The sequence below is a fragment of the Aeromonas sp. ASNIH7 genome, assembly GCF_002903485.1.
Taxonomy (GTDB): domain Bacteria; phylum Pseudomonadota; class Gammaproteobacteria; order Enterobacterales; family Aeromonadaceae; genus Aeromonas; species Aeromonas caviae.
The window spans coordinates 3,969,680-3,988,792 of record NZ_CP026226.1 but is presented as its reverse complement, the minus strand read 5'-3'; the positions used below and the strand labels follow the sequence as shown (position 1 = coordinate 3,988,792).

At 50.7% G+C, this 19,113-nt stretch carries 17 protein-coding genes and 1 pseudogene; all 18 read right to left on the bottom strand.

What is annotated here, in order from left to right; translation table 11 throughout:
* Window positions 1-83: 83 nt before the first annotated feature.
* The gene (gene rffA / locus C2U47_RS18800) at window positions 84-1,229 is read right to left on the bottom strand and encodes a dTDP-4-amino-4,6-dideoxygalactose transaminase (RefSeq protein ID WP_103261828.1); all 1,146 of its coding nucleotides are present in this window, start codon (window positions 1,227-1,229) and stop codon (window positions 84-86) included.
* A 227-nt stretch (window positions 1,230-1,456) separates the two neighbouring features.
* Window positions 1,457-2,488, bottom strand: a complete 1,032-nt coding sequence (locus C2U47_RS18795) for an IS630-like element ISAhy2 family transposase (RefSeq protein WP_001809438.1) — start codon at window positions 2,486-2,488, stop codon at window positions 1,457-1,459.
* Between the two features lie 105 nt (window positions 2,489-2,593).
* Window positions 2,594-3,394 carry a hypothetical protein gene (locus C2U47_RS18790; protein ID WP_158657429.1) on the bottom strand — a complete coding sequence of 267 codons (801 nt, stop codon included), beginning with the start codon at window positions 3,392-3,394 and terminating at the stop codon, window positions 2,594-2,596.
* Window positions 3,384-4,172, bottom strand: a complete 789-nt coding sequence (locus tag C2U47_RS18785; protein WP_223917165.1) for a TylF/MycF family methyltransferase — start codon at window positions 4,170-4,172, stop codon at window positions 3,384-3,386. Before C2U47_RS18785 ends, C2U47_RS18790 begins: the two co-directional genes overlap by 11 nt.
* A gap of 93 nt (window positions 4,173-4,265) precedes the next feature.
* On the bottom strand, window positions 4,266-5,051 hold the full coding sequence (locus C2U47_RS18780; protein ID WP_158657428.1) for a class I SAM-dependent methyltransferase: 786 nt from the start codon (window positions 5,049-5,051) through the stop codon (window positions 4,266-4,268).
* Between the two features lie 157 nt (window positions 5,052-5,208).
* On the bottom strand, window positions 5,209-6,837 hold the full coding sequence (locus C2U47_RS22990) for a hypothetical protein (protein ID WP_158657427.1): 1,629 nt from the start codon (window positions 6,835-6,837) through the stop codon (window positions 5,209-5,211).
* 255 nt (window positions 6,838-7,092) lie between these two features.
* Window positions 7,093-8,259 (bottom strand): glycosyltransferase, encoded by a 1,167-nt coding sequence (locus C2U47_RS18770; RefSeq protein WP_103261824.1) that lies wholly within the window; start codon window positions 8,257-8,259, stop codon window positions 7,093-7,095.
* 52 nt (window positions 8,260-8,311) lie between these two features.
* On the bottom strand, window positions 8,312-8,995 hold the full coding sequence (locus C2U47_RS18765) for a class I SAM-dependent methyltransferase (protein WP_158657426.1): 684 nt from the start codon (window positions 8,993-8,995) through the stop codon (window positions 8,312-8,314).
* A gap of 48 nt (window positions 8,996-9,043) precedes the next feature.
* On the bottom strand, window positions 9,044-10,207 hold the full coding sequence (locus C2U47_RS18760) for a glycosyltransferase (RefSeq protein ID WP_103261822.1): 1,164 nt from the start codon (window positions 10,205-10,207) through the stop codon (window positions 9,044-9,046).
* Window positions 10,204-11,610 carry a glycosyltransferase family 2 protein gene (locus C2U47_RS18755; protein ID WP_103261821.1) on the bottom strand — a complete coding sequence of 469 codons (1,407 nt, stop codon included), beginning with the start codon at window positions 11,608-11,610 and terminating at the stop codon, window positions 10,204-10,206. Before C2U47_RS18755 ends, C2U47_RS18760 begins: the two co-directional genes overlap by 4 nt.
* Window positions 11,603-12,778 carry a UDP-galactopyranose mutase gene (gene glf, locus C2U47_RS18750; protein ID WP_103261820.1) on the bottom strand — a complete coding sequence of 392 codons (1,176 nt, stop codon included), beginning with the start codon at window positions 12,776-12,778 and terminating at the stop codon, window positions 11,603-11,605. Before glf ends, C2U47_RS18755 begins: the two co-directional genes overlap by 8 nt.
* Window positions 12,775-13,728 (bottom strand): glycosyltransferase family 2 protein, encoded by a 954-nt coding sequence (locus C2U47_RS18745; RefSeq protein ID WP_103261819.1) that lies wholly within the window; start codon window positions 13,726-13,728, stop codon window positions 12,775-12,777. Before C2U47_RS18745 ends, glf begins: the two co-directional genes overlap by 4 nt.
* A 170-nt stretch (window positions 13,729-13,898) precedes the next feature.
* Entirely contained in the window at window positions 13,899-15,098 is a 1,200-nt protein-coding gene (locus C2U47_RS18740) for an acyl-CoA reductase (protein WP_103261818.1), read from the bottom strand.
* Window positions 15,077-16,132, bottom strand: coding sequence for a LuxE/PaaK family acyltransferase (locus C2U47_RS18735; protein ID WP_103261817.1), 1,056 nt, complete (start codon window positions 16,130-16,132; stop codon window positions 15,077-15,079). Before C2U47_RS18735 ends, C2U47_RS18740 begins: the two co-directional genes overlap by 22 nt.
* Window positions 16,129-17,486, bottom strand: a pseudogene (locus tag C2U47_RS18730) (AMP-binding protein). Before C2U47_RS18730 ends, C2U47_RS18735 begins: the two are co-directional and overlap by 4 nt.
* On the bottom strand, window positions 17,483-18,232 hold the full coding sequence (locus C2U47_RS18725) for an SDR family oxidoreductase (RefSeq protein WP_103261816.1): 750 nt from the start codon (window positions 18,230-18,232) through the stop codon (window positions 17,483-17,485). Before C2U47_RS18725 ends, C2U47_RS18730 begins: the two are co-directional and overlap by 4 nt.
* Window positions 18,232-18,465: an acyl carrier protein gene (locus C2U47_RS18720; protein WP_103261815.1), complete on the bottom strand. Its 234-nt coding sequence runs from the start codon at window positions 18,463-18,465 to the stop codon at window positions 18,232-18,234. The genes C2U47_RS18725 and C2U47_RS18720 overlap by 1 nt, the downstream gene beginning before the upstream one ends.
* Complete coding sequence (locus tag C2U47_RS18715) at window positions 18,462-19,076, bottom strand: GNAT family N-acetyltransferase (RefSeq protein WP_158657425.1); 615 nt, start codon at window positions 19,074-19,076, stop codon at window positions 18,462-18,464. The genes C2U47_RS18720 and C2U47_RS18715 overlap by 4 nt, the downstream gene beginning before the upstream one ends.
* Between the last annotated feature and the right edge of the window lie 37 nt (window positions 19,077-19,113).

Here is a 19,113-nt window from a genome sequence, read left to right as displayed (position 1 = left end):
AAAAAGATGATGCATATCCAATTCTGCCAGATCACGGCATAGAACTTATTTTTATGCCGACAAACAAAGCAACCTATGATTTTTTATTTACACGAGATCAATGGTCTCAATAGAAAACCAATCAGTTGTTCACAAATAGTATCAACCTCATCATTCGACAAATCAAAATACATCGGCAAACGGACGATAGAATCGGTGAAATGATCTGCATTGGGCAGTGTTCGACCATCATGCAGTCCCTGAAAATAGGGACTGCGATGTAAAGACTGATAATGGAAAACCGCTTTGATTCCGGCTAAATCGAGATGTTGAATCAACTGACTCCGCTGTTGAAGGCTGGCACAGTCCAGGTAAAACATATGCGCATTGTTGGTGGAATAATCAGGAATCAATGGCAATTTGATACCATATGAACAAACCACCGGTGCCAGCGCCTGCCAATAGCGCTGCCATATTTCCAAGCGGCGTTTTTGAATCGCATCCAACTGCTCTAATTGTACAAACAAGTAAGCCGCAATGATATCGGATGGCAGGAACGAAGAGCCGATATCAACCCAGCCGTACTTATCAACCTCGCCTCGAAAGAATGAACTTCGATTTGTTCCTTTCTCGCGGATTATTTCAGCGCGATGCGCATATTGTTTATCGTTTATAACCAACAGACCACCTTCCCCGGAAATAATATTCTTGGTCTCGTGGAATGAGAATGTTGATAAACAGCCGACACTGCCTAATGGCCGTGATTTATAAAATGAATTTATAGCTTGTGCCGCGTCCTCAACAACGGGAATATTATATTTTGTGGCCATGAGCATGATGGCATCCATATCACATGCCACCCCAGCATAATGCACGACTATGATGGCACGTGTGCGCGGAGTAATCAGGGCTTCAATTTGCGCTGGATCAATATTTGGATGATCGGCATAAGAATCAGCAAACACAATATTGGCACCGCGCAGGACAAATGCATTCACTGTAGAAACAAATGTATAGCTGGGCGCAATCACCTCATCACCAGGTTGAATGTTGAGCAAAATCGCTGCCATTTCCAGGGCATCGGTACAGGATGTCGTCAGCAACACCTTATCAAAGTGATAGCGGGATTCCAGATAATGGTGACATTTTTGCGTGAACACACCATCACCAGAAATTTTACCACTAGCCACTGACTCGGCAATATAGACCAGCTCTCGACCATGTAGATAAGGCTTATTAAAAGGAATCATATTGTCCTACCCTTGATGATACGTTTCTGTCGATATCACAAGCCTAGGGAAAGTGCGAACAAGTATCCCACGAACAAAAAATGAAAATTTTAGTCATTTAATATCAATGGGTTACCATTAAATGCTCTCGTGCCATATGACTTATTCGCACCTTCCCTAGCAAGCAGACGACCACATAACCTCGATAAACATCAATAATATTGTCTAAATAACTGATCCCAATAGTGCTACACCTTCGCTGTGCCATAGCCATTCCCCGGGAAAGGAGACACGGTATCCATGAAGTGTTTCACTCGGGCCAGCAGGTTTGCCATCCCTCTGCATTGATGATTGCGCGTGATGGTTTCATGTAACTTGTGCCATAGCCGTTCTATGTGATTAACCCAAGGGCTGTAAACTGGCTGGAACACCAGGCAGAACTTGGGATTCTTCTTCAACCATCGCTCGGTCTGTTTGCTTTTGTGAATGATGTAGTTATCGAGGATCAACGTGATGGTTTTGGCTCGTCGGTAGTGGTGGCGCAGCTTTTCCAGCATGGCAATAAACAGCGATGAGTTTTTCTTGATCCCGCTGACGTAAAGTACCCTTCCGTTGCCTGCGTGGAGAACGCCTGCCAGATAATGCTTGGCATTCTGCCCCGGTGTGACAACCCGCTTTTGCTGCGCTCTGAACATCCAGTCGGCTCCTAATTTGGGATTGAGGTCTATATCGACTTCATCCTCATAAAACACCGGATTATCGGCATCACAGCGGGCCAGCGCGGCGTCGATATTCGCCATTTTTTCCTGATAGGCTGGGTCTTTTATCCGCAAGGTCGGCACGGGCCTGCGCCAGACAATGCCCATACGAGGTAACCATCGGCGGAGCGTGGAGGCTGCCACATTGAGCCCTGTTAACCGATTGATTTTTATAGCCAATAGTTCAGTACACCAACGGCTGCGCTGATAACCAAAATCTTGCGGAGAAAACTGCATGAGCAGCACCAGTAAGGTGACAATCTTGGCGATAGGTAAGACTGGGGCACGGCCAGCCGGTAAGGCTTCTAGCGCATCTATGCCTTCATCTCGATACCACCGAAGCCAACGACCGATGGTCGAGCGCGCAGCGCCGGTAAGGTGATGAACATCGGTGATCGTGCGTCCTTCATGTAACAGCAAGATGGCCATCAAGCGACGAGCATGTCCTTTATCACGGGTGGCATGGATGATTTTGTGAATGCGGCGCCGTTGTGGTCGTGGCAGAGGTGGTAGGATAGGCATCAACTCAGTCCTTTGGGTGTGGCTTGTTTTGTTTAGCGACTAATCAGATCGCACAAACTGGACTGAGTTCCCTTCCTCCGGTGATCTACTATTCGGAACAGCTATTTAGTCGGTGATCATTAAGTGATAACCACACAGCGCCCTATCAATATGAAATGGGAATGAATTGTATAAATTAAGAACACCAACATTCGCAGCCGAGATCATGGTGGTAATTTTCTGAATATCTCTGTCCTGTGCCAATCTAAAGGCCGCGTGCCAAAGAGGAACCGATAACATAGAATATTCAGAACAGGCGCCAGTCAAGATCCAATCGAGCTCACAACCATTCATCGAAGGTCTCTGAGCATGAAAACCTACGGCTTTATCACCATGTTTAGCCAAGTAAAGTTCGTGTGGTGAACGGGCTAACGCATCGATCCAGTTCGCGGTTCGCTGCTTGGCAGCTGTATAATCGATGTACAAATCCTCAAGCATTCTTCCGTGCTTGAAATTATCAACAGCCATTGTTTTGATAAGCCCAATGTCTTTCTGTGATTTCACCGGAAATAGTAGCAGGCGGCGACTAAGATCGCGCTCAAATACATAACGCTTGGGGTTGCGGAATGATAATTCGTAGCTTAGCTCCGCATAATAAAAACCTGTATTTTCAAGCAGGCGTCGTTTTTCTCGTATATGTTCCACTCTAGCCTGCACATATTCAAAATCCGCTTGCTTTATGAATTCGATAGCTTGCTGTAGCAAAGTGTTAAAGTCAGAAATCTCTGGACAACAATCTATTATTTCACATGTCTTTTTGGCCAGCACGACATCATTCCAAGGTGTCGGTCTTACTTCAATAAAGTGAGATGGCTGACCTGGCACAATAAAGCAATGTGCCCCCATCGCTGGCGACTTACTCCCCATAAACAGCCCAGGCACAATGGGATTGCAACGGTGTTCTATACAGACGCAAATTATTAAGTCCTAATACTTCGTCCAGTGCACGTGTTTCGCCAGGGAAAAACTCGCAATTCAACTCATCAAAAACCAGCAATGAACCACGTGTGAGCCGAGGGACAATTTTTTCCAATACGTCTTTGGTTGGCTTATAAAGATCCATATCAAAAATGGCCATGGAAATAATGGCATGTGGGTTATCGTCCAGCCATTTATCGATGGTAACCGAGGCATCTCCCTTAATAAGCCGATGTTTTACCAGGTCATTCATTGGTGCAAAGCTTTCATGCAGTTTTAACAGCTGCGCAAGTTTATCTTCATACTTCTCTGTTGATTTATAATCGCCAGCATTCGCATAAGCCCCATCTTTCACATCTACCGATGGAAACCCATCAAACGTGTCGAAGCCATGAACGACGCGACTCTGGTTAAACGGCTCAAAGATGCTGCGCATATTAATAAGCAATGACATACCGGCGCCCCAGTGCACACCAAATTCGCAAATAACACCAGGCACATCGACTATTTTTTTATACAACTCGGCATAATAAAGAACTCGCGCAACAGAATCGACCCGCAATGATACTAGATTATGTCGATGCCACGCCTCCCCAAATAAAGGGGATAATTGCTGAACCAAGGTTTTCAGTTGCTGAGTATTATTTGATTTTTCATTGGATGTATAAACCAATTCACCATCACGTGATTGAAGCGATAATTTATCATTCATATCATTGCTAGCCATATCAATCCACCTTGCGTCAGTTTAACAAAAAAGAGTTAATCACCATGCAGCCCACTCTCGATGCGGTATAGGTTGATATTAAACACTATTTATTCAGATAAAACTGACGTTAAGTTTTCTGGCACCAGTCACGACCTTCGCCGCACCAAGCAGTTGGTCTGGCACCTCAACCCAATTCACATCGGAAGCTACAAACAGTTGATCACACAGGTCCTCAAGACGTGAACCCTCTCTCACGAGGATCAGATCTGCAAACGCTCCAACTGTCATCGCAATCGGCCGAAAGGGCGAACGTTTGATGAAATGAGCTACCGCTTCAAGTACCCCCAGATTCTGCCGCATGCCATCATTCGAGAAGGCACAATCATTGAGCATGATGCAGCCATCGGGCGAAACAAGCTCCTGATATAACATCAGATCACGCAACACCCATTCATACTGATGGTTGGCATCCACATACACACACTCAAAACGTGCACCTTCCGCCTTTAGGGTCTCAAACGCAATTTCTGTTGACTCGCGCAACAGACGAACATTAGATATCGCTTTGAAGCGTTCACAGCAAATCTCGTAAAGCGCATCGAAAGTATCTTGCTCACGCATTGAGCCACCAAAATAATCGGCAAACACATCTGGATCACTAACCCAATTTGGCAGCTTTTCAAATGGGCTGTAAGCACCTAACTGCGGAAGTGGCGGTAAAGCAAGCCAACTATCGACCAATGTCATGTGACTTGGCTGCATGGTTTGGTACATGACCATCGCGTTCTCACCACGCAGGACGCCAAGTTCGGCCAAACGCGGCTGGTTACCAAGAGAAGAAAATGCTGCGGCCAAAATTTTATAAAAATCGTTTCGTGTCCAATTTACAACTTTCAATAGTACCTCCTCATCACAGATGGCAGTGATGCTGACCATTGCATGGTTTAGCTGATTATTGTGCCGTATTGGTGGTAATTATCAATTAACAAAAACAGATAGCCAGTTATTTAAGCTCTATATGTGATCTTTTTTCGGAGCGAGCACACTACTTGGCTCATATATAACCAGTTTGCCGTAACGATTGACCGACACTGCATATATTTTCATCGGCAACACCAAGTGATCCTAATTGTTCAATAATCGCCGTATGGTAATCTGATGCCACAATAAAAAATGAATCAACAATGCTAACAGTACTTATATTCTGGCATCGCAATGATCCAACCTGCATACCATGCTTATGTGGTGAATTATCTATATACCCAACAATTTTTATTGCTGAGTACTTTGGATTTAACCGGCAATACTCACTAAAGATTTCGTAGAACTTGCAGCCCAAACCACCGGCACCAAATATGTAAACTTTCCCATTATACTGCAATAATCGCTGCAGCAATGGAGTGGCTAGCGGTGTTGGAAAACGAATATCAAAAACAGCCCACTTTGCACGTTCTATGGATTGTTTTACTACAGAAAATACCGATTCAGCAGCATGATTACGTTTAACATAGTCAACTGTTTTTTGAGAAACATCGCGCCATTTAGTTGAATCCCATGTCATATAGTCGCTGATTAAATCATAGTATGAACGTCGACCATAAAGCTTGACCGTATCTTCACCCAATACATCTAATGCCAATCCATAGCCAGCTGTGATATTCAGGTCCGTCTCATGTAGCCAAGTACCTTTCATCTTCGGCATTAAACCAATTGAGCCAACATCAATCAAAATAGTCGGCAATCCTAGCGACCCAAAAAGCAATGGTGTCGTCCCCATCGCAATACCAAAGTCGAACTGCCCTGCTGATATATAGCGAGGCATATCAGAGAAAGACACTTCTCCGTCAAAAATGATATTGATACCATTAAATTGACCCATCGCGTTTTCGATATAAGTCTGCGCTCCACTATTACCCCTCCCAACCAAATGAAGCGAGATAGAAACTTCAGGGTGTACCGAAGAATACTGTTCCAATTCAGAGGAAAACTGAACCAAGCCCGGACTTTTAAATGAATCAAACCGACCACACCATAGAATGTTTAATTGATGACTATCCGGTTTGGATAAACACAATGCTTTTATTTTTTCTGTTGGTGTTTGACATATATTGTCGACATGAAAAGCATATTTGAAAACATAACTCATATACTGTTTAACCAGATAGCCGCCCCAAAACAGGCTGCGCGTTTTATCCAGCTGAATTAATAAATGCCTATATTCATCCCACAAGGTATTACGATAATGAGGATTCATACACTCTTGTTGCACAAAGCCAACAGATGGCTCCCAATGTGTCCACTCTTCATGGTGCATGGTGATTGTAGTCAAGGACCAATTTTTTTCCTGATTGAATAAAAATATTGAAAACAGGACGTTGGGCACATTATAGGTCACTATTCGCAGAAAACCATGCCTACTTGCTCGCAACTGAGCACCATACTGGGCAATAATTTCTCTAGCTGACGGAGTTTTCCATAATGAGTAATCCATATCATCTGGAATATAAATAACATCAACACAATGAGTGGTTTGGTCAAAGTAATTAGCAACATAATCACCTCGACTTGCCAACACAGCAACCTCTTCACCAATAGACAACAAGTATTCAATGACGCGAATAAAATATGTTTGAGCACCACCAAGCTCAGGATTGCGAATAAAGAAGAGGTATGTATTTTTCATGTGTACTCTCACTCCACATCACCCATGAGAAGGCTGTACAAAAAGAAAGGCACTGTTTCAAATGTAATTGATACTGCTTGCAAATCGACACTTCACATTAGCCAAAATCGGCGTCCTTTGAAATGCCAAGCTCAGCTCTAGGGAAAGTGCGAACAAGTATCCCACGAACAAAAAATGAAAATTTTAGTCATTTAATATCAATGGGTTACCAGTAAATGCTCTCGTGCCATATGACTTATTCGCACCTTCCTTAGGTCAATCAATGCAGCTCGCATAGTAAGTTTGGTCATAAATACTCTCTAACCGTTGCATGCAGTTTTTACTATTCATGTTTTTCAATATATGCTCTCGAGCATTGGTACCCAATTTTTCTGAAAGCTCATGATCTGCCAGGACCCTATCCAAAAGCATGGATATCTCGTCAATATCTTTTTCCTTATGCGAATAGCCAGTAACTCCATTCACAATGCCTTCAGTCGCCCCACCGCGAGCAGATGTAATAACTGGCACACCACAAGACTGCGCCTCTAATACAACGATAGGTAGGCCCTCAGCATCACCATTTTCTGCAGTAATACTTGGCAGGCACAGAACACGAGACTTTGATAGCTCCTGCTGTATCTCTTCTCGACCGAGAGCCCCTAAAAATTCAACGCGGATCTTATGCTCAATCGCAAAGTTTTTGAGCATTGCTTCTTGCGGTCCCGAACCGGCAACAACTAATTTTATATTTCTAAACTTCTCCTGAATTTTACAAAATGCGGCAAGGAGATACTGACATCCCTTTTTTTCGACTAATCTTCCAATGAAGAGGACCTGCCGTCGCTCCGACATGGCTATATCCGATGGCTTGAATTGCTCACAATCAACGCCAATATAACTAACTTTTAGTTTCTCTTCGGGTAAACCATATTCTATAGCACGGTTTTTTATCGCTTCTGAAACAGCCAGGAAATGAATATTCTCTTCTTTGGCGAGAGCTATAAGTCTTTCAGGATATGAGGCCATTGATCTTCCGCCACTTCCGTTATGCCACCACTCTTTATAGATGTTTATATCATATCCATGCAATGTAATTATCAATGGCACATTCATTTTTTTGGCTAACGGATATACCCTCAAGCCATCAATCGCAAAATGTGCGTGAATTAAGCTGAAGCCAACATCCTTATACCCATCTGCTCGAGACAACAACGAAGTTTGCACATAGTCATTCAATGCTCGTTGCATAGATAAAGCCGCATGTGCTGCTTCACTTTCTAATAAAGTTTCAACAGTCAGTCCATCAAGTGGCAACCCTTTACATAATTGTATTTCACCAAGTAACGTAGCTGACCAGTGTTCAAGATTGCTAGCTTGCGCTAAAATGAATGTTTCAGAATAGGGCAGAAGGTGAGTGCGAAAAATAAGGATTTTTTTCATTGCACAACTTCCTTTAAAGTTGAAGTCACACCACAACCGCTCATCGTTATAATCAACGATAGCATATTGGAACTATATCTATAAATTTATGCCCATCTACCCAATACGGATGCACCCACTCGCCATCCTGGATAATATACTCATCATTTAAATAGACAAAAGGCTGGATATTTTCATCAACATCAAATGAGCTTATCATCTCTACAGATGAAAAGACGTTTTTATAGCGTTCATAGTAATCTAACCCAGGTGCGCGGACATGATAATCTTGTAATGGGTCTGGTTCATCATATTCGATTGTATGCTCACAAATAACTGGAACAGGCAAAATAGCAATACCATTTGGTCTTAAAATGCGATGAATTTCAGATAAAGCTTTTCGATCATCAGGAATATGTTCCAGCACATGCGAGGCAAAAACAAAGTCAAATTGTCCATCGGGGAATGGCAGCGATTGAATATCCACTTGATAGTCGACATCGCCCATTGTCAAATCAGCGGTTTTATAGGAACCAAAATGCTCATCAAAAAATACCCGCATACCTGGTTCAGGTGCGAAATGTAATGCACTCATTCTCTGCATAATTTCTTTATTTAGCAATTTTTGCAAAACAGAAAATTGCAGACGATGCCGCTCGAGACTTAAGCAGCGGGGACACTGTGCATAAGGTCGTCCACGGAATGAAATCAACTCACCATGATAGTCACAGAGAGGGCAGTGATAAATTTTTTCCAAGTGTTCTCCTTATCGATACTGATCTGCATACCAAATCACTCTGCAAAATCACAAATTAGTATCGCGCATAGTTTGCAAAATATGAGCTGTTTGCCGCTCCCAGCTATAATTATTTTCCGCGTATTTTTGCAATGATTGAGCTACTTCATCCACGTTGATTTTTTTATACTCCTGATAGAGCGAAATCAAATCCACCGGAGAATCATCTGCTGCCAACATCCAAGTTCCAGGCAGTGTTGCTTTAGAAAAAGCATCTTCCACGCTATAAACAAATGGCAAACCGTAAAACATAAATTCTCGGTGTTTTAATGGTTCTGCGTAGCTGACTCCAGTGCGGTGGAAGCCCAACGATCCAAGACCAAGATGTACGCCGGCATAACGATTCGCCAATGCGTGCGGATCCAAGGCTCCGGTAAATGTCACATACTCGGCGACCCCTAATTCCTTGGCCTGTTGCGCTAATTGTGCAGACGCAGGCCCCTGGCCGACCAGAAACAGCCGCAGATCGACCTCCGGGTAGGCTTTAATAAACTTGTGTATCGTCGGAAACAACCGATCATAGCCGTGCCAACGCGCCAGATAGCCAGCTCCTAGCAGATGGAATGCCTTCCGAATTTCCGGCTTATGCTCTGGCGCTTGGGGCTCAATCCAGGTAGCCCCGTTCCCCATCTTGTAAAGATGCTTGCTTTGCAATCTAGCTCCCGGAGCCACGCGGCTGGGCGTAAAAAATCCGGCGACCAAGGGCGCCAACTGCAGGAAATAACCCAAATCGGTCTTGGCGGCTTGTGCTGGCAATTCATTTCGATATTCCAGCGTGTACATCTCGATAAACAAGGGAACCACCACTTCGTGCAGTTGGCGTGCCAATTGCAGTAACTCGTCGTTATGCATCGGGTTGTAGCGGACATAGGCCCATTCGAATGCGCGCACCAGCTCTTGTTGCCCGGCAATCCACGCCGCCACATGCACGAAGAAATCCCCGGGAGCCACCGAAGTGGTAATGATCTCGCGCTGGACCTCACTCCCCGCCTCGAACATCAGCCGGACAATGTTTGGGCCATCGCCGCAGATCATATGGACCTGTGTGTGGTTGAGACTAAAGCCCTGGGCTTGGGCCAGCACCTTGCGCATCACCCCTAAATGGCCTCGGGTTTGCAAATTAACGTTGTAGACTGCCAGCAGTTTTGAGGTCGCTATGGGCATGCTACTCATGCGTTCTCCTGCGCAAAAAATTGCTGAACTTGGTGCCGCAGCAGATCGATCTCGGTGGCCACCGTCAAACTGGTCAAACCGCTCACGGTCGGCGGGATAAGATTCCAGAACAGATCGGTCATCACTTCATCGGCCTCAGGATGGAGTGGGCCAGCATCGAATAAATGGGGAACTACTGTAAGGCGTTTGGCCATGCCTCCGGCACGAACATCCGCCAAGATGACTTGTGCAGGCCAGTTGAGAACCCGTGTCATCAATTCCGGGGGTAACGAGCTGGAGGCGACGCTAAAGGTATGAGTCATCACCGAAAACTGACTGCAACTGGTGATAAATCGGCACAAACTATTCAACTTTCTGCTCGCGGACATACCGCTTGCCAGAACAGCACTGAAATCCATGAGGTAGTGACCTGGCGGTATCATGGTGTTTAGTAATTGTCGCTTGCCATTGCCGCGCTCAGGAAAGGCTGCGCCCTGATAGCGCCCCCAGACGCCAGCTTCTGCATCGTCCAGCCCTTGGCGCAGTGCAATCAATAGCTCATCCATACCATTCAGACGCTGGAAGGTCACACTGCGGGCCAGATCCCGGGTAATAGCCGCACAGATCTCGCTCGCAGGATAACGTTGGGGATGCTTGCGGAAGAAGCGCAGCTTGTTGCGCCAGAGGTAGTAGCGCGGAATCGTGTTGGTCGCATTGACGCCACCGCCTTTGTGCAAGGCGCAAACCTGGGGATCGGCGACCACTCGCCACCCGGCATCCTTAACCCGGACACACCAGTCAATGTCATCCCAGTAGAGGAAGAATTGCTCATCAAATACCCCGACCTCAGCAATGACGGCGCCTGTTGTCATCAGACAGCAGGCGGGAACATAATCACACTCCAGCAGTTCGGTACTAATCGCGCTATAGCGCTCACTGGAATAGTTCAGCTGAAAGGTACCATTCTCCGACAATACGTTCGCTCCGACCTCCTGCACCATCTCCGGAGTATCCATCTTGCACATTGCAGGTCCAACCACGCCGATATCAGACTGACTCTCCAAACACGTCATCATACCAGCCAAGGTACCTGGCAATATGACCGCATCGTTGTCCAGCAGCGCGACATAGCGATAGCCCGCTTGTTGCGCCTCGCGCATACCATGGGCAAATCCGCCTGAGCCGCCGATATTGACCGGTAGCACGTCCAGACGGATGTCGGGGAATTGGTCGCGGATCAGCGCGACAGACTGGTCTGTCGAGGCGTTGTCAACTACCAGAATATCGGCGATATCGGTCGCTGTTTCCTGAACAGAGGCGATGGCTCCCAGTACAAAATCTTGTTTGTTGAAGTTACAGATCACCACACAGATCGGTTTCATAGTCTTTCCTGTTGGTAGCGCAGTAAACGCAGCTTCATTCATTCAATCCGTCCTGCTGTGAACGCAGCAGCTCAGCAAAACAGTGCAGCGTATTGGCAACCGCATCATCCATGTCAAAATAACGGTACTCGGCAAGACGACCCAGCGGGATCAACTGCTCAAAACACGCTAGCTGGGTACAACATGCAGCATACTGCGCCTGCGCCGTATCAGTAAAAAATGGATAATAGGGCTCCAGTCCCGCTGCTGACTCATAGGCGCAAGGATATTCATAGACAATGCTCGAACCGGGATGGTCTTGTCCGGTCAGGTGCTTGAATTCGGTGATGCGGGTATAGGCCTCTTCATTGGGGTAGTTGACCGTGGTTGCTGGCTGAAACTGTGACTGAGATAGATGACGGTGCTCAAAGCGCAGCGAACGATAAGGCAACGATCCAACCTGAAGACAGAGCTGATCAAGCATACCGGTGTAGATCAGCGGGCCGGAGAAGGGTTCGCCATCAAGCAGAATTCGCTTTTCCTCCCAATCCAGCACCACTCGCTCATCCATCGCAACACCAAGCTGTAACTCGATACCCGGTTGCGCCAACATGCGGCTGACCATGGCGGCATAGCCGTCCTTCGGTACCGCCTGGTAGGCGTCGGTGAAGTAGCGATCGTCCCGGCTCACCACCACGGGTACCCGCGCCGTCACCTCGGGGGAGATCTGCTCGGGCGGTACCCCCCACTGTTTGCTGGTGTAGTTGACAAAAGCCTTCTGATAGATGAAATCCGCCAGTTCACCCAGCAGGGGATCCTGTTCCTTGCGCAGTTCGAGAATCGGCACTCTGGCGCCGTCCCCGAACCGAGTGCGCAGTGCCTCAATCATGGCGCCGGCCTTGTCGGCGGGGAAACAGTGTTCGATGCTGGTCAGGTTGAACGGGATCGGCACCCATTGCCCATCGATGCGTGACAGCACACGATGCTCGTAAGGCAACCACTCGGTGAAGGCCGACAGATACCCCCACACCTCATGGTTATCGGTATGAAAGAGATGGGGCCCGTAGCGGTGTACCAGCACGCCATGCTCGTCATACTCATCGAAGCAGTTACCACCAATGTGGTTACGCTGCTCCAGCACCAACACCTTCCAGCCGAGCTGGCTGGCCATCCGCTCGGCCATCACGGCGCCGGATAGGCCGGCACCGATGACAATCGCCTGATAACTCATTGAGAAACCCCGAAAAGCTGTTGCGCCACAATGGTGGGTTGAGCACGATTCTCCCAGGCCAATTGATGTCGCTCATCGAAGAAGCAGCCATCCACCACGGATTCATTGATGAAGCGCTCGAAACGCGCCACATCGCCTTGCTTGAGAAAATAGAGTGCCGTCGCGAAACGGTAGTGCGCCTTGCCTGCCGCGATAACAGAATCTGCGATCCCGAATGGACGCGCGTTGTCACAGGCTTTGAGTTGATCAGCGAGTACCTGTTCCCGCCGCTCTGGCGAACGCTTGGTTTGTCCCCCAAAGCTATGGGAGTGGATCCGGTAACGTCCATAAACCTCCGGAATGCCATCGACGCTCCCCTTGCCATACAAGGCGTTGAGGATGTGCCACGGATGGTCGAGGATGATCTTGCAATCGGCATCCACCGCCTCCTGCAAATGAGGATGGCGCCGAAAGGCGATCGAACTGGCATTGGGGAAACAGCCATAGCGGATCAAGTGTTCTGCACTGGCTTGGCGGGGAATATAAGCAGCATTGTAATAATCGCGGCTGTAATGGGCCGTAACCTCTTCTGTTTCGCTGTCAAATACCTCTGCCTCGTGATAACAGAGCGCACAGCCGGGATGGGCATCCAGATAGTCGGCCAGTACCTGCAACTTGCCAGGCAGAGCAAGATCATCACCATCGACGTAGGCAATATATTCACCTCTCGCCTCGGCAAGCAGGCGTTTCTGGGTCTTGGCCAGCCCCATATTTTGCGGATTCTGCAATGCCCGCAGCTGCGGCCAGCGGGCTGCCAACCGCTGCATGATGGACCAGGAACCATCGCTCGAGCCGTCATCGATGGCGATCACTTCAAAATCGAAATTGGTTGTCTGCTCGAGCAGGCTGAGCAGGCAGGGTTCGATAAAGTGCTCCAGGTTGTAAACCGGCACCAATACGCTGAGTTTCATGACGAGATCCAGGAAAATGAGTAGAAAAGAAGCGAACGGGGGAAAATCGGCAAGGCTACCGCACGGTCTGTGTCAACCTTTCTCCCTCTTGATGGGAACTTTTACCGCAAAGCCTGTGCCAAATAAAGTTAATTCATTGAAATATCTGGTTTTTTGTGAGGTCGCAACCATTATTGCGCATTTGTGTGCCCACGGCTGCACACTCGCAGCATATTGAGCCCATCCCAGTGCCATTCGAATGCCAGTGCCTGTCCTGGTGCCACGACCCTATCGATGCGACAGGCTGTTGCTTCTACCAATGCGGCTTCGCACTGCGCTTTTTGTTCGCCCCCCCAGACACAGGTTTGCATGTCCCAAGGCTGTTGCAGCAATTCAATCAGGTTATCGGCCACAAATTCGGCAACTGTGCCTCCCCCGATATGAGGGAGTCGCAGCGAAATGGCAGAAGTCAATAAGGTGACGCCCGGGAGTGTGCTCAACTGCATCTCACCCGCCATGGCGGCATTTTGTTGACTGTTGATGAGGCGCTCCATGGCCAACGTGGGATCCTGAGCGAAGGGAGCAAACACCGCCTCCAGCACATGCCGGCGCAGGTCATTATCTGGCTCTTCCAGCCAGCAGAGGGTGGTCGGCGAGGCGCACGCCTGCTGATTGAAGCGGGTACAGTCCTGCTGCAAGGCCGACAGCACTTGCTGCAATCGTTCTGGCACCAGCCCTGCCAGCCAACGACTGTCGAGCACCGCCATGGAACGGCGATCCGGAAACACCACTTCCTGGGCATTCGGGGAGAGCGGAATGGCTCGCACCCGGCGGATGGTTTCATCGCCCCCCCAGACGATGCGCAGGCGACAGCGCTCCGACAGCCAGGCGGTGCTCCCCTCGTCATGGCCGTAACGCACGAAGCGGGTACGCTCGGCAACAGGGCGCCACCCGGGTTGTTGCAATAGCTCGTTCAGGATGGCCAGCATGGCCTCCTGCATCGGATCAATCCGTGATGAGAGACGCACCACCGAGCTGTTGCCTGTCAAGAGCGCCATCAACCAGGAGTAGAAGGCCACTGTCGGGACATTGGAGGGCACCAGATGAAAAACCATACCAAGCGGCATGCGCCCCGCCATGCGCTTGCGCTGCTCATCAATATTCCTCGGGCGAAGCCAGAAACCCAGCGCGGCCAGATCGGGATAACGCCGCCCCTCCTGCTGCAAACGGGTCGACAGCGCCACCACGAAATCGCAGATAACGGGGGCAAAGCAGGGCAAGGGTTCGGCAATAAAACCATGCCAATCCGCCAGAGGGGCCACGAAACTGACCTCGGGACCTCCCTGCCACTGCAAAGCCTGCGAAGGGGTTACTGGAAGGTGTCGCTGCATCCTCTCACCTCGGCGCCCGGCTGGCGCCCTGATACATGAAAATAACGGCCACGGCGGCCACAAGGGCAGTCATCCTCTCCCAGCAAGACGCCAAGATCTTCGGTCAACAGGCTGTGACCCGGATAACTGCCGGGTATGGCCGAGAGCACCTGCAACAGGCCCGGCCGGCCCATCCCCAGTGGTTGATGGGTCAGCGGATCACGCACCAGCAGATCGGCAAACACGGGGGCATGGAGATGACCCTGTTCACACTCGACGAAAACCGACCCCACCTGCTCCACCATGCCGTAAAAATTGTGCACCCGACGCAAACCCAGTTGCTCGTGACAGCGCTGCTTGAAGGCCGGATTGTCCACCGCCAGATGCTGCAATTTCTTCCAGCCCCCGCTGTGAAACAGGATGCCCTCGGCAAAGGGCAGTTGCATGCCGCGCTCACGTAGCGGCTCCAGCAGGCACTGCCACACCATGAAGGTAAAGCCAAACAGCAACACGGGCTGACCGGCGTATTTGTCACAAAATGCCTCGATGACCGGCCAGTTGGGCCGCATCTGCTCATCAAGGGCATAGGTGTGGTCGCGCCCGAGGAAGGAGAGCCCCAGGGCCCCCGCCCCACGAGCCGAAAAACCGCTGCGATTCTGAATAAGCGCGGGTTGCTCCACCAGCAACATGGGCAGACGCTGCTTGCCGACAAACTCCTGCAGGATCTTCACCAGCACCTTGCTCTGCAGGGCGGCGGTCTCCCGATCCAGCACTATCCGCGACGGCGCCCCCGTGGTGCCCGATGAGGTCAGTACCTTGAATACCTCCTCCTCTGGCACGCTCTGCCATTTGGCCAGTTTGAACAGGCGCGCGGCGAGATAGGGTAGCTCAGCGTAAGACGTAGCTTGCCCCCAGCCAAAGGCCGACAAGATATTGGCGTAAGGGGGACAAGCTTGCTGATGCCGGGCAGTCAGCTCGTTGAGGCGCGCCAGCAACAGAGCCGACTTCTCCTGCTGGACAAGGTCGAAAACGGGGGACTCCAGCAACCTGTTCATGATGCCTCCAACAGGGTCAGCAGGGCCGGGTAATCAATCTTCATATTGCTGCGTCGTGGCAGCGGCTGCATGCGAATGCGAACGCAGGAGGGGGTACCATCAACCAGCGGGCAACCTCGACCTGCAGCACATCGCAGGCAACCCCTTCCCCTTCGATGGCTACCAGCAGGCGATCGTCGCGACCGGTCGCGGCGCAGGAGTGGCCCCGAGCCTGCAACCAGCTCTCCACCTCGGCCAGACTCACTCGTTTGCCAAAGAGCTTCAGGAAGCGATTAAGACGCCCGGTCAGGTAGAACCGTCCGGCCTCGTCGCAGCGGGCCAGATCGCCGGTAAAGAGAGCCTCTACTTCACGCCCGCGCGCCAGCTCAGCCCACCCTTCGGCATAACCCAGCATGACGTTGGGGCCTTCATAGACCAGCTCTCCCTCCCCTTCGGGCAGTCCCGGCTCGGGGCGCAAGGAGAGATGCCCTCCCGGTACGGCACGGCCGATGGCATCCGGGGCAACCAGCACTTCGTCATGCCCCAACCAGGCGATACGCGGTGCCGCCTCGGTCTGGCCATACATGACAAAAAAACGACGCCCCAGTGACGCAGCCTGATGGGCAAACTGGCTCGCCAAAGTCGGTTCGAGGCGCCCACCGGCCTGGGTCAGGGTCATGAGACTGGGGTAACGGCTCCAGTCAAAACGCAAACGACTCAGCATCTGGAAGGTGAAAGGCACCCCGGCCACGCTGGTGACCCGATGGGCATTGACCTCCTCCCAAAACTGGCGTTCGAGAGGGCTGGCCGCGCTCTGCACCAGCGAGGCTCCCACCAGCAGATGGCTGTTGAGCACCGACATGCCAAAGGAGTAGAAGAGCGGCAGGCTGGTGATCGCCCGCTCCGCACTATCCAGCGCCAGATACTCGGCGATGGCGGCGGCGTTGGCATTGAGGCTGTTCCGAGAGATCCGCACCCACTTGCTGGATCCCGTGCTGCCGGAGGTTGGCAGCAGCAAGGCAAGCTCTGGATGCAAAGCGGGTGCCTCGCCAAGGTGCACGAGGCAACCTTCCGCTGTCACGACCAGGCTCGCGCCAAACCGCTCGCACAGGGCACGGCGCGTCTCCTCGTCCTGGGCCGGATCGGCCAGCATGACTGCATGACCATCACGCAAGGCCAGCAGGTAGTGAAGCAGGTGACGAGTTGAGGTCACAAAGGGCAGATAGATCAGCTGACGCCCGCTCGGGTAGGCCTTGGCGAGCCGTGCTACCCGCTGCGCCAGCTCGCCGTAGCTGAGCCAGCCTTCATCGGGATCCCGCCAGGCAGGGGCGCTATTGCCCACCACCAGATGGGTTAGCAAGTCGGGTGCGCTCAAATCAGCATGCCTCCATCGACCCCGATCACCTGACCGGTGACATAACGGGACAGATCCGAGGCCAGAAACAGGGCCACATTGGCCACCTCGTCCGGCGTGCCGATGCGCCCCATGGCGATACTGGCTACCCGTTCGTCAAACTTGGCTGGCGGCAAAGAGCGCGCCATGTCGGTATCGATGAAGCCGGGGGCGATGGCATTGACCCGGATCTGGCTCGCGGCCAGCTCTTTGGCCAGTGACTGGGTGATCCCGATCACCGCCGCCTTGCTGCCGGCGTAGACGGCTTGGCCGGCATTGCCTACCCGGCCAATGATGGACGCCATGTTGATGATGCTGCCCCCACCGGAGCGCTGCATCAGGCGAGACGCATACTGGCTGCAATAGAGGGTGCTGTAACTGTTGGTCGCGAAGGTGCGCTCTATCTGCTGCTGCTGGACCATGCCGAGCAGCGCATCGTCCAGCACCCCTGCATTGTTGACCAGCACATCCAGCTGGCGGGTCTGGCCAAAGAGTTGCTGGAAGGCCTGCTTGACCGCCTGCGGATCGGCCACATCGAAGCAAAGCGGCATACAAGGCACGCCAAACTCGACGCCGAGCGCCTCTGCCATCCGGGTGATGGCCTGCTCATCGCGCCCATTGAGCCACAACTCGGCGCCCTGGGCGGCAAACTGCCGGGCGATGGCGAGACCGATGCCGCGCCCTGCGCCGGTTATCAGTACCCGTTTACCCTGCAACAAGCCGGTCATCAGAGGGCGACGCCATATTTGGCCAGGATCTCCCGCGCCTTGGCGACCGAGCTCATGTCGATGATGTCATCTGTATCGAGCAGCACACCGTAGTGATCCTCCAGCTGGGCAATCAGGCCCATATGGGCGACGGAGTCCCACTGGGGGATCCCCTGATAGCTGAGCGCATCGGAAACCTGTTCAAGCTCGATGCCCAGTGCATCGGAAAAAATCTGTTCTAGTTGCATCATCAATACCTTATAAAACGAGCGAGCTTGGCGCGAGCGGCGAGATAGGCCTTACGCTCGAGCACATACAAACCGAGGCCATCCTCCCGCGTCTCGTAAAGACGGTAGCCACACGCCTCGTGAAAGCGGACAGAAGCCTGATTGTTGGCAAATATCTTGCCAAACAGCTGTGACAGACCCAGCCCTTCAAAGGCCAGATCATTGAGGGCGAACGCAACGCAGAAAGGCACTATGTTGTTGCGATACTCATCGACATAGATATACATGCCCGGTTCACCATGCCCGGCGTCACGATTGACTTTGATAAGAGAAGCGACCCCGATGGGCTGATCTTTAAACCAGACCAGATAATAAAACTGATCCTGCGCGTGCTGCAGCCTGGCAAACCACTGCTGCTGCTTCTCCCTTGTGATATGAGTCTTGTCCAGCATCAGGTCGGCAATCTTGGGATCGTTGCGCCACTGGCGCACCATCTCGATATCATTCTGTGCCAACGCCACCAGCTTGATCCCGTAGCGGGCAAACTCTTTCAAACCTGTCATATCACTGTCCATTTCTCGGTGATTTTCGATTATCTCTTTTGCCATCAATGAGTTCAATCGAAGATCCTGGGTCATACCAACTGTCATCATTCACGGATTCAGGGTTACAATC